Source organism: Acerihabitans arboris, assembly GCF_010131535.1.
GTDB classification, from domain to species: Bacteria; Pseudomonadota; Gammaproteobacteria; order Enterobacterales; family Enterobacteriaceae; genus Acerihabitans; species Acerihabitans arboris.
In genome coordinates this window covers 243,355-258,394 of record NZ_WUBS01000002.1, presented here as the reverse complement: position 1 = coordinate 258,394, position 15,040 = coordinate 243,355, and the positions used below count along the sequence as shown (strand labels likewise).

13 protein-coding genes are annotated in these 15,040 nt (G+C 62.0%); 2 read left to right on the top strand and 11 right to left on the bottom strand.

Features of this window, described 5'->3' with window-relative positions:
• Positions 1 to 156: 156 nt before the first annotated feature.
• Genes fdhE through fdnG form a run of 4 tightly spaced genes read right to left on the bottom strand, consistent with a single transcriptional unit; the run spans position 157 to position 5,691 of the window.
• Positions 157 to 1,071: a formate dehydrogenase accessory protein FdhE gene (gene fdhE / locus GRH90_RS03400; protein WP_162364487.1), complete on the bottom strand. Its 915-nt coding sequence runs from the start codon at positions 1,069 to 1,071 to the stop codon at positions 157 to 159.
• Entirely contained in the window at positions 1,071 to 1,724 is a 654-nt protein-coding gene (gene fdoI, locus GRH90_RS03395; protein ID WP_162364486.1) for a formate dehydrogenase cytochrome b556 subunit, read from the bottom strand. The genes fdhE and fdoI overlap by 1 nt, the downstream gene beginning before the upstream one ends.
• Positions 1,721 to 2,632: a formate dehydrogenase subunit beta gene (gene fdxH / locus GRH90_RS03390; RefSeq protein ID WP_162364485.1), complete on the bottom strand. Its 912-nt coding sequence runs from the start codon at positions 2,630 to 2,632 to the stop codon at positions 1,721 to 1,723. Before fdxH ends, fdoI begins: the two co-directional genes overlap by 4 nt.
• 11 nt (positions 2,633 to 2,643) lie before the next feature.
• Positions 2,644 to 5,691 carry a formate dehydrogenase-N subunit alpha gene (fdnG, locus tag GRH90_RS03385; protein ID WP_162364484.1) on the bottom strand — a complete coding sequence of 1,016 codons (3,048 nt, stop codon included), beginning with the start codon at positions 5,689 to 5,691 and terminating at the stop codon, positions 2,644 to 2,646.
• A 445-nt stretch (positions 5,692 to 6,136) separates the two neighbouring features.
• On the opposite strand from fdnG, the gene GRH90_RS03380 reads away from it, so the two are divergent.
• The gene (locus tag GRH90_RS03380; RefSeq protein WP_162364483.1) at positions 6,137 to 8,137 is read left to right on the top strand and encodes an oxidoreductase; all 2,001 of its coding nucleotides are present in this window, start codon (positions 6,137 to 6,139) and stop codon (positions 8,135 to 8,137) included.
• A gap of 61 nt (positions 8,138 to 8,198) precedes the next feature.
• Here GRH90_RS03380 and GRH90_RS03375 read toward each other — a convergent pair whose 3' ends face one another.
• Positions 8,199 to 8,789: a TetR/AcrR family transcriptional regulator gene (locus tag GRH90_RS03375; RefSeq protein WP_246235843.1), complete on the bottom strand. Its 591-nt coding sequence runs from the start codon at positions 8,787 to 8,789 to the stop codon at positions 8,199 to 8,201.
• Between the two features lie 224 nt (positions 8,790 to 9,013).
• On the opposite strand from GRH90_RS03375, the gene GRH90_RS03370 reads away from it, so the two are divergent.
• Positions 9,014 to 10,054 (top strand): alpha/beta hydrolase family protein, encoded by a 1,041-nt coding sequence (locus tag GRH90_RS03370; RefSeq protein ID WP_162364482.1) that lies wholly within the window; start codon positions 9,014 to 9,016, stop codon positions 10,052 to 10,054.
• Here the strand turns inward: GRH90_RS03370 and GRH90_RS03365 are convergent.
• From GRH90_RS03365 to GRH90_RS26035, 6 genes are all read right to left on the bottom strand, one after another.
• Positions 10,040 to 11,125, bottom strand: coding sequence for a helix-turn-helix domain-containing protein (locus GRH90_RS03365; protein WP_162364481.1), 1,086 nt, complete (start codon positions 11,123 to 11,125; stop codon positions 10,040 to 10,042). The genes GRH90_RS03370 and GRH90_RS03365 overlap by 15 nt on opposite strands.
• A 79-nt stretch (positions 11,126 to 11,204) precedes the next feature.
• Complete coding sequence (hydA, locus tag GRH90_RS03360; RefSeq protein WP_162364480.1) at positions 11,205 to 12,638, bottom strand: dihydropyrimidinase; 1,434 nt, start codon at positions 12,636 to 12,638, stop codon at positions 11,205 to 11,207.
• Position 12,639: 1 nt separating this feature from the next.
• Complete coding sequence (locus GRH90_RS03355; RefSeq protein ID WP_218586207.1) at positions 12,640 to 13,368, bottom strand: maleate cis-trans isomerase family protein; 729 nt, start codon at positions 13,366 to 13,368, stop codon at positions 12,640 to 12,642.
• Positions 13,369 to 13,436: 68 nt separating this feature from the next.
• Positions 13,437 to 14,207, bottom strand: a complete 771-nt coding sequence (locus GRH90_RS03350) for an ABC transporter ATP-binding protein (RefSeq protein ID WP_162364479.1) — start codon at positions 14,205 to 14,207, stop codon at positions 13,437 to 13,439.
• 2 nt (positions 14,208 to 14,209) lie between these two features.
• On the bottom strand, positions 14,210 to 14,797 hold the full coding sequence (locus GRH90_RS03345) for an ABC transporter permease (RefSeq protein WP_218586206.1): 588 nt from the start codon (positions 14,795 to 14,797) through the stop codon (positions 14,210 to 14,212).
• A gap of 39 nt (positions 14,798 to 14,836) precedes the next feature.
• Positions 14,837 to 15,031, bottom strand: a complete 195-nt coding sequence (locus GRH90_RS26035) for an ABC transporter permease family protein (RefSeq protein WP_218586205.1) — start codon at positions 15,029 to 15,031, stop codon at positions 14,837 to 14,839.
• Positions 15,032 to 15,040 lie beyond the last annotated feature (9 nt).

Genomic DNA, 15,040 nt, shown 5'->3' with positions numbered 1-15,040 from the left:
GTTGGGCGGCGGTCATCGCAGAATAGATCAACTATAGCAGAATGGGGTATCCGATCGGCAAGGTCGAGTTGATCACCCCGCGTTTTTGCGGGCGTTAAGCCGCTATCGCCACGTACCGCCGGGGCGGATAAATCCTGCGCGCACGCGGCGAAGGATTTATCCGGCGGGAAACAGAAAGGGATTGATGCCGCTGCGGCTAAAGCCTTTTTCTTCCAGTTTGGCATCCAGCATAATCGAGGCCAGATCGTCCGCCACGCTTTCGGCGGCGGCGTCTTTATCCTGCCTGACCACCTTCAGGTAGCTGTGGCAATGACCGCAGCTTTCCGCCGTGACCGCCGCCCGCCGGTCGTCCAGCGACCAGTAAACCAGATCGTCGGTTTGCTCGCAGCTGCTGCACACCGCCCGCACCAGATGCCATTCGCTTTCGCATAATGCGCAGTGCAGGTAACGCAGGCCGGGGACGGCGCCTTTCGCCTGGATGACGCTTGCCACCGGCGCGCCGCCGCAGACCGGGCAGTATTGCCGCCGTCCGCCGTCCGCCAGGGCGTGCCCCTGGATGCGGCCGGCCAGCTGCGCCCAGTATAGCGACAGGGCCGCCCACAGGAACGGCGCGCGGGCGCTGTCCGCCCGGGCAAAATCCCCGTTCAGCAGCGCCTGCGCCTCGGCGTCCGCCACGCTGTCCGGCAGCGAGGACAGGGTCTCCAGCGCCCGGCGCACGGTGGGGGCGGCGGCCGGCAGCAGTTGCAGGATCAACGCCCGCAGCATGTCGCGCCACCGCGGCGAGCGCGGGAACACCGCCGCGTCCAGCGGGGGCGCGCCGTTATCCGGCGCGGGAAGGGGCGCGCCGGCGTCCAGCGGCAGGGCCTCGAGCACCCGGCGCTGCGCCTGCACCACGCCGGCGGCGAAACGCAGGTAATCGCCGAACGGATGATCGGCGGACAGACGCAGCAGCCGATCGGCGCGCTGTTGATAGAGACGCGGCAGGTCGGCGATCAGCAGCGGCGGGATAGCCGTGGAGGAGGATACCTGCCGCTCGGTTAAGTCTTGTTCGGCCACGATATGTATCGCCATCAGGTCCGGTCCTTGCGGTTTTCCGCCGGCAGCGCATTTTTTTCCTGCAGCTCGCGATACCAGCGGGGATGGTGTTTTTTCGCCCAGGCGGCGGGCACCCAGCCCTCCACCATGGCGGTGATGGTGCCCTTGACCCACAGGGCCGCATAGATATGCACCATGATGACCATGATCAGTCCCACCGCCGCCAGCGAATGTACCAGCAGGGCGGCGCGGATCAAGGGGATGGGGAAATACCCGGCAAACCAGGGGCGCCAGATCATCACGCCGCTGGCCACCAGCAGCAGCAGGCACGCAATCGCCGCCCAAAACACGCATTTCTGGCCGAAGTTATACCGGCCGGTATCGCCCACTTCCTGGTTAAGGGCGATTTTATGAATGTTTTTTGCCCAATACAGATCGTCGCGGGTGATCAGGTTATGTCGCCAGTAGCGCAGGAACATCAGCATAAAGGCGCAAAACATAATCACCCCGGCAAAGGGGTGCAGGATCCTGGCCAGTTGCGGGGTGCCGAAGATATTCAGCAGCCAGTTGAACGACGGAAAAAAAAAGCCCAGGCCGCTGAGCGATACCAGGATAAAACAAAACGCCACAATCCAATGGTTGATGCGTTCCGGCGCGCTGTAACGCACAATCCGCTGCTGAGGTTTCATTTACGGGTCTCCCGTTCGTCATCAGGTTCTTGATGTTCATTGTTATCGTCGTCTTCGGCGCGGTTGGGGCCTACGCCCACGTAATGGAATACCGTGGCGGCGAAAATGGCGGCGAAGCCGACGGCCGCCAGCGGTTTCCATACCCCTTTCCAGAAGGTAATCGCCGGGCTGATGGTGGGATTGTCCGGCAGGCCGTGGTACAGCTGCGGCCGGTCCGCGTGATGCAGCACATACATTACGTGGGTGCCGCCGACCCCGGCCGGATCGTACAGGCCGGCGTTATGAAAGCCCCGGGTATTAAGTTCGGCCACCCGTACCGCCGCCAGGGTGGTCATATCCTCTTTACTGCCGAAATGAATGGCGCCGGTGGGGCAGGTCTTCACGCAGGCCGGCTCCTGGCCCACCGCCACGCGGTCAACGCACAGCGTGCATTTATAGGCGCGGTTGTCCTGTTTATTGATGCGCGGCACGTTAAACGGGCAACCGGCGATACAGTAGCCGCAGCCGATGCAGTGCTCGGACTGGAAATCGACGATGCCGTTGGCGTACTGGATAATGGCCCCTTCCGCCGGGCAGGCCTTCAGGCAGCCCGGATCGGCGCAGTGCATGCAGCCGTCCTTGCGGATCAGCCACTCCAGCCGGTCGTCCTGCTCCACTTCTGAAAAGCGCATCACCGTCCAGGACTTGGCGCTCAGGTCGAGAGGATTGTCATACACGCCGACGTTGATGCCCACCTCGTCGCGCAGATCGTTCCATTCCGAACAGGCCACCTGGCAGGCCTTGCAGCCGATGCAGGTGGTCACGTCGATAAGCTTGGCCACCGGATCCTGGAAATCCCGGGCGCGCGGCGCCGGCGTTAACCCATTGGTGGCGGATTTGCGGATAATATCCTGTGATTGCATTGCCATAGGTCAGCCCCCTATACCTTTTCCACGTTGACCAGAAAGGCCTTGTATTCCGGCGTCTGCGAATTGGCTTCGCCGACGTGGGGCGTCAGGGTGTTGGCAAGGAACCCTTTTTTGGTGGTGCCCTCGTACCCCCAGTGGCAGGGGATGCCGATGGTATCGATTTCGCGGCCGTCCACCAGCAGGGTGCGGATACGTTTGGTCACCACCGCCTTGGCCTTGATATAACCACGCTTGCAACTGATCTTGACGCTATCGCCGGCCTTGATGCCTTTGCTGGCCGCCAGCCTTTCGCCAAGCTCGATAAACTGTTCAGGCTGGGCGATGGCGTTCAGCCGCGCGTGTTTGGTCCAGTGGCGGAACAGCTCGGTAATGGAATAGGTGGTGGCGACATACGGAAAATCAGCGGCCACGCCAAGACGCAGCCTGTCGGCGTCAAACAGGCGCGCCGCCGGGTTCATAATTATCGCCCCGTGCAGTGGATTGGTGCCGATGGGCGATTCCGCCGGTTCGTAGTGCTCGGGGAAGGGGCCGTCCACCAGCTTGTCGATGGCGTACAGCCGGCCCATGCCTTCGGCCTGCATGATAAACGGGCCGACGCCGCTGTCCGGCGCGGCGTTGCCGTAGTCGGGAATATCAATCCCCGTCCAGCGCGCGCCGTCCCAGTGGATCAGCTCTCGTTTCGCATCCCAGGGTTTGCCCTGGGCGTCGGCCGAGGCGCGATTATATAAAATTCGGCGGTTTTGCGGCCAGGCCCAGGCCCAGCCGGGCGTGCAGCCCAGCCCCGACGGATCGCTGTTATCGCGCCGGGCCATCTGGTTACCCTGCTCGGTCCAGCTGCCGGCGAAAATCCAGCAGAAGCTGGCGGTGGTGCCGTCGTCGCGCAGCTGGGAAAAATCGGCCAACTGCTGGCCTTGTTTCAGGATAACCGCGCCCCGATCGTCTTTTATGTCCGCCAGCGCCCGCCCGTTGCTCTCGCGGGCCAGCTCCTCCGGCGTAGGGTCTTCGGCATCGCGATAGTCCCAGGCCATGTTCATCAGCGGCGCCGGGTTGGCCCCGCCCTCGCGGGCGTACATCTCGCGCAGGCGCAGGAAAATGCCCGCCAGGATCACCCCGTCGTTACGGGCTTCCCCGGGCGGCTCGGCGCCTTTGAAATGCCATTGCAGCCAGCGCCCGGAGTTGACGATGGTGCCGTTTTCCTCGGCAAAGCAGCTGGAGGGCAGCCGGAACACCTCGGTCTGGATGGCCGCCGGATCGACATCGTTGAATTCGCCGTGATGCTGCCAGAAACTGGAGGTTTCGGTGGCCAGCGGATCGATAATCACCAGGTATTTCAGCTTTGACAGCGCGCCGGAAGCCTTGTTTTTATCAGCGAACGCCGCCACCGGATTAAACCCCTGGGCGATATACCCGTTAACCTTGCCCTCGCTCATCATCTGGGTAAAGTTGAGCGCGTCATAGCTTTGGTCCCATTTCGGCAGCCAGTCGAATCCCCAGTCATTCTCTTTGGTGGCGTTGTCGCCGTAAAAGCTTTTCATCAGGCTGACGAAAAATTTCGGCGTGTTTTTCCAATAGTTGACCTGATCCGGCAGCAGGGCCTTGGGCGTTATCTGCGCCAGATAGTCGGCCAGCGTGGTTTGCTTTTCCGAGGGCAAATCCATATAACCGGGCAGGCGCAGCGACAACAGGCCCAGGTCGGTATAACCCTGGATATTGGAGTGGCCGCGCAGCGCATTGACGCCGCCGCCGGCCATGCCGATATTGCCCAGCAGCAGCTGGATCATGCCGGCGGCGCGGATAATCTGCGCGCCGGTGGTGTGCTGGGTCCAGCCCAGCGCATACAGGATGGTGGCGGTTTTGTCCGGCGCGCTGGTTTCGCCCAGGATGCGGCAAATCTTCAAAAAGTCCGCCTGCGGGGTGCCGCAGATGCGCGAGACCATTTCGGGCGTATAGCGGCTGACGTGCTGCCGGAGCATATTCCAGACGCAGCGCGGGTCGCCCAGGGTCGGGTCGCGCCGGGCGAAGCCGTTTTCATCAAGCTGGTACTGCCAGGCGGATTTATCATAGCGATGTTTTGCCGCGTCATAACCGCTGAACAATCCCTCGTCGAAGCGGTACGCTTCGCCCACCAGCAGGCTGGCGTTGGTGTAGGCCTTGACATAGTCCATTTGCACTTTATCGTTGGCCAGCAGATAGTTAATCACGCCCAGCAGGAAGGCGATATCGGCGCCGGCGCGGATGGGCGCGTAAAAATCGGCCACCGAGGCGGTGCGGTTAAAGCGCGGATCGACCACGATCACCTGGGCGCCGTTGCTGATTTTGGCTTCCATCACCCATTTAAAACCCACCGGATGGGCCTCCGCCGGATTACCTCCCATCACCAGCACCACGTTGGCGTTTTTGATATCCACCCAGTTATTGGTCATGGCGCCGCGGCCGAAGGTCGGCGACAGGGCGGAAACGGTAGGGGCATGGCACAGCCGGGCCTGGGTATCGATGGCCAGCATGCCGAGCGCGCGGGTGACGCGCTGGTCGAGCATGCCGGTTTCATTGCTGGCGGCGGAGGAGCACAGCATGCCGGTGGTGACCCAGCGGTTAACCGTGACCCCGTCCGCGTTCTTTTCGACAAAATTGGCGTCCCGATCGGCCTTCATCAGGCGGGCGATGCGCTCGTAGGCGTCCTCCCAACTGATGCGCCGCCATGTATCCGCGCCGGGAGCGCGATATTCGGGATACTTTAGCCGCTGGTCGCTGTGGATAAAATCCACCAGTCCGGCGCCTTTGGGACATAACGAGCCCCGGCTGACCGGATGATCCGGGTCGCCCTCGATATGATAGATCGAGGATTTGGCGTTTTTGGCGCCGTCGCCCAGGCTGTACATCAAAATGCCGCAGCCCACCGAACAGTAGGTGCAGTTATTACGGGTTTCGTGCGAACGCAGTAATTTGTACTGGCGGGTTTCCGCCAGCGCGATATCCGGCGCAAACCCGAGCGCGGCCGCGCTCGTGCCCGCCATTCCGCCCGCGCAGATTTTAAAGAATTGCCGTCTGCTGAATTGCATGGACGCTCCTGAATACGACATTAGTCACATAATAAGGGAATCAAACAAGGGCATTATTTATTGCGCCGGGGCCGCGCGGGAATTATTCATATTTTAGCCCGGCCAATACCTTATATTTTATATGGTTATTATCGATTAATTTTTACAGGTTGCAAATCTTTTTCACGGTTGTTAATAAAATAATCAAATTGTTATAGTGGCAAAAAACAGGCTTTATCACTAAAGATAGCCGTCGGCATAAAACTGACAAAAAAGATGTGATTAACCTCGCGGAATCCCCTATTACCTGGTGAATCCCGGCCTGCCGCTAAGATCCGCGGATGCTGCCGATCTCTGCTAACACCGCCTCAGTTTGATTTATATCATCATGGGCCAATGCCATACACGTAAAATGAATGCATTCACTGAATTTATTCATTAATAATAATGCGTGGGGAACGTGAGCATGAAAGAATCCCATAACATCCTTTTCGAGCCGTTTACCATAGGCAAACTGACGCTGAAAAACCGTTTTGTGATGGCGCCGATGGGACCCGGCGGCCTGTGCGATGCGGACGGCACCTTTAACCAGCGCGGCGTTGATTATTATGTGGAGCGCGCCAAGGGCGGCACCGGCCTGCTTATTACCGGCGTCACCATGGTGGAAAACGAGATTGAACGCTGCGCGCTGCCGTCAATGCCTTGCCCCACGCTAAACCCGACTCATTTTGTCAAGACCGGCAAGATGATGACCGAACGCATCCATGCCTGGGGAGCAAAGATTTTCCTCCAGCTGTCCGCCGGTTTCGGCCGGGTGAGTATCCCTGCGATTGTCGGCAATACCGCCGTCGCCCCGTCGCCCATTCCCCACCGGTGGCTGCCGGATGTGACCTGCCGCGCGCTCAGCGTCGGGGAGATCCACACCTATGTGCGCAAATTTGCCGAGTCGGCGCTGATTGCCAAACGGGCCGGGTTTGACGGTATCGAGGTGCACGCGGTGCATGAGGGCTATTTGCTCGATCAGTTCGCCATCGCTTTTTTTAATTCCCGTACCGACCAGTACGGCGGCAGCCTGGAGAATCGCCTGCGTTTCGCCATCGAGATTGTCCAGGCGATCAAAGCGGCCTGCGGCGAGGATTTTCCGGTGTCGCTGCGCTACAGCATTAAAAGTTTTATCAAGGACTGGCGGCGGGGCGGGCTGCCGAACGAAACTTTCGCCGAACGGGGGCGGGATATCGAGGAGGGGATCGAGGCGGCAAAAATGCTGGAGGCCGCAGGTTACGACGCCTTTAACGGCGACGTCGGCTCCTATGACTCCTGGTACTGGGCGCATCCGCCGATGTATCAGGTTAAAGGACTGTATTTGCCTTATAACCAGATTCTGAAGCGCATTTTGCGCGTGCCGGTGATCACCGCCGGGCGCCTGGACGATCCCGATCTGGCCTCGCAGGCGATCCGGGACGGCCAGACCGACATGATTGCCCTCGGCCGCCCGCTGCTGGCCGACGCGGATATCCCGAATAAAATCCGGGCGGGCCACCCGGAACGTATCCGCCCTTGCCTGTCATGCCAGGAGGGGTGCATGGGGCGGCTGGCGCAGTTCGCCGCGATTTCCTGCGCGGTCAATCCCGCCTGCGGCCGCGAGCGGGAGTACGGCACCGGCACGGCCGTGCGGCCGAAACGGTTGCTGGTGATCGGCGGCGGACCGGCCGGATGCGAGGCCGCCCGGGTGGCGGCGCTGCGCGGCCATAGCGTGACGTTAATGGAACAGCGCGATCGGCTGGGCGGCAATCTGATCCCCGGCGGCATACCTGACTTTAAACAGGACGATCATCTGCTGGCCGCCTGGTATGAGCGCGAACTGGCCGGGCTTGGCGTGACGGTCAAACTTAACAGCCGGGCCACCCGCCGGGAGCTGCGCGACGCGGCGGCCGACGCGGTGGTGTTCGCCACCGGCTCGCGGCCCCGAACGCTGGAACTGGCGTCGGCCACCGGAGTGTATACCGCCGAGGAGGTGCTGTTGGGACAGCAAGATCCGGGCGACAACGTAATTATTATCGGCGGGGGGCTGGTGGGCTGCGAAACGGCGCTGTGGCTGGCGAATCAAGGGAAAACCGTTACCCTGGTGGAAGTCCGGCAGGACATCCTGCAGGTGGGCGGCCCGTTATGTCATGCCAATGAGGATATGCTGCGCGATCTGGTGGCGTTCAAAGGGATCAGGGTGCTGGCCGACACCCGGCTGGAACCCGCCGAAAACGGGCGGCTGATGTTAAAGACCGGGCAGGGCGCCGGGGTGGCGATCGCGGCTGATTCGGTTATCCTGGCCATCGGCTATGCGCCGGAGCAACGTTTATACGATGAGCTGCGCGACGAAGTGCCGGAAAGCTACCTGCTGGGCGATGCCAAAAATGTGCAGAATATTATGTATGCCGTATGGGATGCCTACGAAGTGGCGCGCAATATCTGATTGACCGGCACGCTCTCCCTTTAACACGCGCCGGGCTTAATCCCGGCGCTGACGATCTCGTTTATGGCGGGCAATAGCTTTGCAGCAGGCGTCCCAGGTGATCGCGCATCCTGCCGGCCAAATCAAAATCCCCCTCGTGCAGGCACCAGTGGTAGATCATGCCCCGCGCGGCGATAAACAGGTCCTCCGCGATATAGGCGGCGGAAAACCGGCGGGTAATTTCCTGTTGGTCCTGCCCCTGGCTGATATAGGACTCCAGCTTGCGCTGCATGTAGCGGCCCTTTTCAATGAACAGCTTGTTATCTCCGACATAGAGTTGTTTTACCGTCTCCAGCCCGGTCGACTGGTTATAGCCGGCATAAAAATCAAAGTAGCGCAGGATCCGTTCGCCGCTATTGCCCGCCGACGTATCCTGCTCAAAGCTCTCGGCGAAAAAACTGTCGGCCTGGACATACAGCTCGATAAATATATCGTTTTTGGTATGGAAGTGGTTATAAAAAGACCCGACCGAAAACCCGGCGTCCGAACAGATATCCTCGATGGTGATATCGCCCAGGCTACGTTGTTTCATTAACTTCAGCGCGCTGGCGGAGAGTTTATGTTTGGTGTCGTTGCGGTTTTTCTGGCGTTGGGTTAACGGCTTGTCGGTCATTTTTCCCTCAGGAAGCACGGTCATCGGGGACGTATGTGGATTGTCGCCCAGTATAGTCGGATGCGGGGACCCGAGGGAAGGCGGCGACGTTATGCATGCAGCGCAATTTGTCGCCCGATGAAATACAAATCATTAAAATCAAGACCTCAATCGCGATCCAGGTCGCGCGCCGCCTTTGCCGCGTATATAAATGCGCAGATAGTTACCCTAATGGAGTGGTGAAAATGAAGAGTTTGTATGCCGTGGTTATCCTGTTGTCCCTGTTGGCCGCGACGATGCGCGCGCAGGCCGATATCGGCTTTCATCAGTCGCTGGTAGGCGATGCCGGCGGCAGGCGGATGGAAATGGCGGTCTGGTATCCCGCCGCCGGCGGCGGCAAGACCCGATTGGTAGGGGACAATGCGGCCTTTATCGGCTTAACCGTGGCCGAAGATGCCGCGCCCCTCGCCGGCCCGCATCCCTTGGTGGTGATTTCCCATGGGTACGGCGGCAACTGGAAAAACCAGCTCTGGCTGGCCGGGGTGCTGGTGGGGCAGGGATATATCGTTGCCGCGCCCAATCACCCGGGCACCACCACCGATAACCGGGATCCGGCTCTAGCCGCCCGGTTATGGCAACGGCCCGGCGATATCAGCCGGGCGATCGACAGGGTCAGCGCGCAGCCGCAACGCTACGGCGCGGTGGCGACTGGACGCATTGCGGTGGTCGGCCACTCCCTGGGCGGCTGGACCGCGATGGAAATCGCGGGGGCGCGATTTGACCCGGAGCTGTTTGCCCGCGACTGCGCCGCGCGCCAACGGTTGGCCTCTTGCCAGGCTTACTGGCAGATGAACGCGGGCGGTACCCCGGCCCTGCAAATGCAGTTGGCCCGTGATTGGCGCGACCGGCGGGTCGGCGCGGTGATTACGCTGGATACGGGCTTAGCCAGGGGGTTTACCGGCGCCAGCCTGTCCGGACTGCGGGTACCGGTGCTGATCATCGCCGCCGGCACGCCGTCGGAAACACTGCCTGCGAGCCTGGAATCCCATTATCTGGCGGGCCTGTTGCCACCGGAAGTCATCACCTATCATGAAATCGGCGATGCCACCCATTTTAGCTTTATGGCGATATGCAAACCCGGCGCGGCGGCGCTAATCGATCAGGATTCACCGGGGGACGGTATTATCTGCCAGGACGGCGATACCCGCCGCACGCGCGCACAAATCCAGCAGCAAGCGGCGGCGTTTATCACGCAATTTCTGGCCCGCTCATTACCGGGACGATAAGTCCCGGCGGAGGGAGGCCTGCCCGCCGGCGGATAGTCGAAACTCGCTGGGGCTAACGCCGGCGACACGGCGGAACTCGCGGTTAAAATTGGATTTGGTCTGGAAGCCGCAGGCCAGCATGATGCCGGTAATATTGTCATCGGTTTCGGTAAGCAGCCGCTCGGCCTCTCTGATACGGTATTCATTGATCACCTGGGAGATGTTGCGGCCGCATACCCGGTTAACCGCCTCGGAAAGCTGCCGACCGGGCAGGCCGAGGCGTTTTGCCAGCCGGACCATGGTCAGGCCGGGGTCGGTAAAATATCGCTCGCGCCGCATCAGCGCGTCCAGCGCCATGACCCGCTGACGGTCCTGTTCGGTCGGCGCCGGGGCCGGGGAAGGGGCGGCGGACGCCGCCGCCGCGCCGTCGCCGCGGGCTATTATGGCGGCCAGCGTCAGCAGCGCCAGCAGGTTGGCGCAGGCGACGATATGCACCGCGTTTTTACCCTGATCCAGGCCGAAATCCAGCGCGACCCCAACGTCCAGCAGCCCCGACAGGATAAGCATTGCGCCCGCGGCGCCCCGGCGCCGGTGAGCGCCGTCCGGCAGGCGCGGCATACGCAGCAGGCGCGGTATTAGAGTCCGCGCCGCGGGCCGGGTTGCCGGCATGATTGCCGGCTTAGCCGCCGCCCGCAGCAACGCCGCGCCGTAACCCAGGTAGGTAAGGATCAACGTCATATCGATAAGCGGCAGGGGCAGCGCGCGGCGCAGGATAATCGCCATGCCGGTGATAACGACCGGCAGCCACAGCAGGGCGAGGGTTGGGACGGTATGCCCGTTGGTCGTGGGGCCATGGGGCCGTAAACAGTGCCAGCAGATAATCGGCAGGGCGGCCGCGGCCAGGGGTTGGATCACGGCGACCCACGGCAGGCTGCCCTGCCAGCGCAGCCCCACCAGCAGCGTGGCAACGGCGCAGGCGGCGATAAACACCAGCGCGCCGCGGGCGTCGGGTTCCCGTCGCCGGCTGAACACCCGCAGCCCCAGCAGCGCAAGCAGCAGGGTATTGATAAAGGGCAGCGGCAGTTCGGGCATGGTCGGCCTCATTAACAGGCAGTGTGAGGCCGGCATAATAGCATATCCCGCCGCCGCGCTGGCCCGGGATAACGCGCCGTCAGGGCAGTTCGGCGGCGCGGCGGCGCGGCCTGGCGGGATCCGGGCGCAGGCAGGGCAGGAATTGTCCGCGTCCCGCCGCGCCGCGCGGCTGGCCGTCCCATACCACCTCGCCGCGCGATAACGTTATCGCGGGCCAGGCGCTCAGGCACATGCCCGCATAGGGGGTGTAATCAACGTTGTGGTGCAGCATGGCGTTATCCAGATGAATGTGTCCGCCCTCGTCCCATATCACCAGATCGGCGTCGGCGCCGATGGCGATACTGCCTTTGCGCGGATAGAGGCCGTAGAGCCTGGCGGCGTTGGTGGCGGTGAGCGCCACGAAGTCTTGCGGCGTAATGCGCCCCCGCCGCACGCCTTCCGACCACAGCAGGGCCATGCGGGTTTCCACGCCGGGTATGCCGTTGGCGACCTGATTGAACGCGGCGTTGTCGCCGTGGGCGCGCTTGCCGTCCGGGCCGTGATAGCGAAACGGCGCATGATCGGAGGAGAACACGGCAAACGAGCCGTTTTCCAGTCCGTCCCAAATTACCTGCTGATTGGCCGCGTCGCGCGGCGGCGGGCTGCAGATGCATTGGGCGCCCTCGAAGCCGTCGTCGCAGCCTAAGGCGTCGGCGGTGAGGAACAGATATTGCGGGCAGGTTTCGGCATAGACTTTCAAGCCCAGGTTTTGCGCCTGCCGGATCTGATCCACCGATTCGCGCCCCGAGACATGCACCACCAGAATGGGCACATCCACCAGCTCCGCCAGGGCGATGGCGCGATGGGTGGCTTCCCGCTCCACCAGCATCGGCCGGGAGGCGGCGTGATAGCGCGGCTGGGTGTGCCCCGCCGCCAGCAGGCGTTCGGTCAGCCAGGCGATACAGTCGCTGTTTTCGGCATGCACCATGACCATGGCCCCTTCGCGCCGGGCGACCGACAGGGTTTCCAGGATGTCGCGATCGCTGAGCTTCAGCGCGTCATAGGTCATATAGATTTTAAACGAGGTATAACCTTCATTGATCAGCGCGGGCAGTTCGTCACGCAGCACCCGCGGGGTGGGATCGGTGACGATCAGGTGAAACGCGTAATCGATAACCGGCTTGCCGTCGGCGCGGCGATGATAGTCTTCCACCGCCGCGCGCAGCGTCTGGCCTTTCTGCTGGCAGGCAAAGGGGATAACGGTGGTCGTTCCCCCGCAGGCGGCGGAGGTGGTGCCGCTGAAAAAATCATCCGCCATCACCGAGCCGTCGCCGGTGGGCTGATCAAAATGCACATGGCTGTCGATGCCGCCGGGGGTGACATAACGGCCGGCGGCGTCGATTTCACGTTGGCCCGCGGGCAGGCCGACGGCGAGGGCGGCGATGCGCCCGTCCAGAATACCGATATCGCTGTGGAATTCGTCGGCGGCGGTGGCCACCCGCGCATTACGGATTACCGTATCGAACGACTGCATGTCAAGCCTCCTGGAATAACCGGCCCCAGCCGGCAATGGGGCGGGTATCCACGCCGCACCGGCGCAGCATGTCCCACACGACGGTTATCACGGTATCGAACACCGGCAGCCGGTGGCGCTGTTCCCAATATGCCACGCGCTGCGCCGCGCGCAGGTTGGTGCAAAAGGTGGCGATCCCCTGCGCGCCGCCGGTCGCCACTTCGGCCACCTGACGATCCAGGGTGGCTTCATCCACCAGGCCGAAGGCGAAATTTTCGCTCAACGACAGATGGCTCTCGGGACCCAGTGCAATACCGGCGGCGGCATAGTTGGCGATAATGTTATCCTGCACGTCGGGCAGATAAGGCGAAACCAGCGCCAGACGCCGGATGCCGAAGGCGGCCAGCGCCTTGTTCAGCGCCAGCACCGAAGTGGCGGCGGGCACGCCGGTGGCGGCGGTAATTTCCCGGCACAGCGTCTCGTCTGAGGCGAAACCCAGCCAGCCGGCGGACGTGCCGCTCCAGCCGATGGCGTCGACATGGGCGTCGGCCAGCAGCCGCGCCGCCGCGATAATCGGCCCGTGCCGGAACTGGGCCAGCGCGTCGGCGCCGAGGGCGATCCGCGTGACCGGAAAACGGGCGAAATGAACGCTGACGCCCGGCAACCCGGCCACCAGCGCCTGGGTCAGGGGTTCCAGCGCCGTATTGGACGAGGGCGTCAATATCCCCAGGCGGATCCGTTTATCTATCATAACCATTCCAATAAATTGACAAAAATGGGCGGGCCACGGGACAAACCCGGGCGCGACAGGCCATAGCCTCACACCGGCGCGATCACGTTTTCAGGGCGCAGCAGAGAGAGGATATGGCGTTTATAGTCGTTAAACGCCGGGCTGGTCGGGTCGCGCGGACGCGCCAGGTCAATGGGCATCAGTTCGCGTATCCTGCCCGGGCGCGCGGTCATCACGGCGACGTGCGTACCCAGCGCCAGCGATTCGTCAATGCCGTGGGTGACAAAAACAATAGTGCTTTTGCTTTCGCGCCAGATGCGGATAAGTTCGCCGTGCATATCCATCCTGGTTTGCTCATCCAGGGCGCCGAACGGTTCGTCCATCAGGATAACCTCCGGGTTCATCAGCAGGGCGCGGGCAATGCCGACGCGCTGGTTCATGCCGCCGGACAGCTCGCTGGGAAAGTAGTTTTCAAAACCGGTCAATCCCACCATATCGATAAATTTCTGTGACTTTTCACGTCGGGTTGCCTTGCCGGCGCCGCTCATCTTCAAATGGAACGCGACGTTCTCCCACACCGGCAGCCAGGGCATCAGGTTGGCCTGCTGGAACACCACGCCGCGATCCGCGCCGGGCCGGCCGATAACCTGCCCGCCGACGCTGACCGTGCCGGCGGAGGGAAGATCAAACCCGGCAATCATGTTAAGCAGCGTGGATTTGCCGCAGCCGCTGGGACCGAGCAGGCAAAGGAAATCGTTACGCTGTACCTCCAGGTTGATATCGTCGAGCGCGATCACGCCGGTTTTGCGTTTTGGATCGTCGAACACCCTGGAAACGCCGTTGATACTGATAAGCGCCATGGTTAACCCTCCCTTGTCCGCAGGATGGAGCCGTTTTGCCAGCGCAGGACGCGCGCGGCGATGGTTTTGATCAGCATATCGCTTAAAAATCCCAGCAGCCCGATGCTGACCATCGCGGCAATGACGATGTCGTAGCGCAGGAAATAATAAGAATCCCACAGCACATAGCCGACCCCGCTTTTTACCGCCACCATCTCGGCGGTCACGGTCAGCATCCAGGCCGAGCCGATGGCGATGCGCAGGCCGGAAAAAATACTCGGCAGCGCCGCCGGGAACAGGATATGCCGCAGCAGCTTGGCCGGTGTGCCGCCGGTCATGGCGCCGGCCCGCAGCAGATTGCGGTCGCAGGATTTTACGCCGTGGATGGTGCTGAGCAGCACGGGGAAAAACGCGCCCATGAACACCAGGAAAATGGCGGGCTTGTCGGCAATGCCGAACCAGATAATCGCCAGCGGGATCCAGGATACCGGCGGTATCGGCCGCAGCATCTGCAACAGCGGCTCGAACAGGTTTTCCGCGCGCCGGGACCAGCCGATGGCCATGCCGATCGCCACGCCAAGCCATGTTGCCAGCAGAAAACCGGAAAACACCCGCAGCGCGCTGGCGGCGATATCCCAAACCCAATGGCCTCAATAGCTCTGGGTATTGCCGTCGGTATGAAAAATCCAGTCCAGCCAGGCGACCATCACCTGCGACGGCGCCGGCAGCAGGGCGGCGGGGAGAATACCCGAACGGGAGAACAGCTCCCATCCGCCTATCGCCAGCACCGGCACGATGCCGCGTTCTATGCGCTGATAAACACGCGTCAAGAAGGAAGTGCGCATGCGGTCATC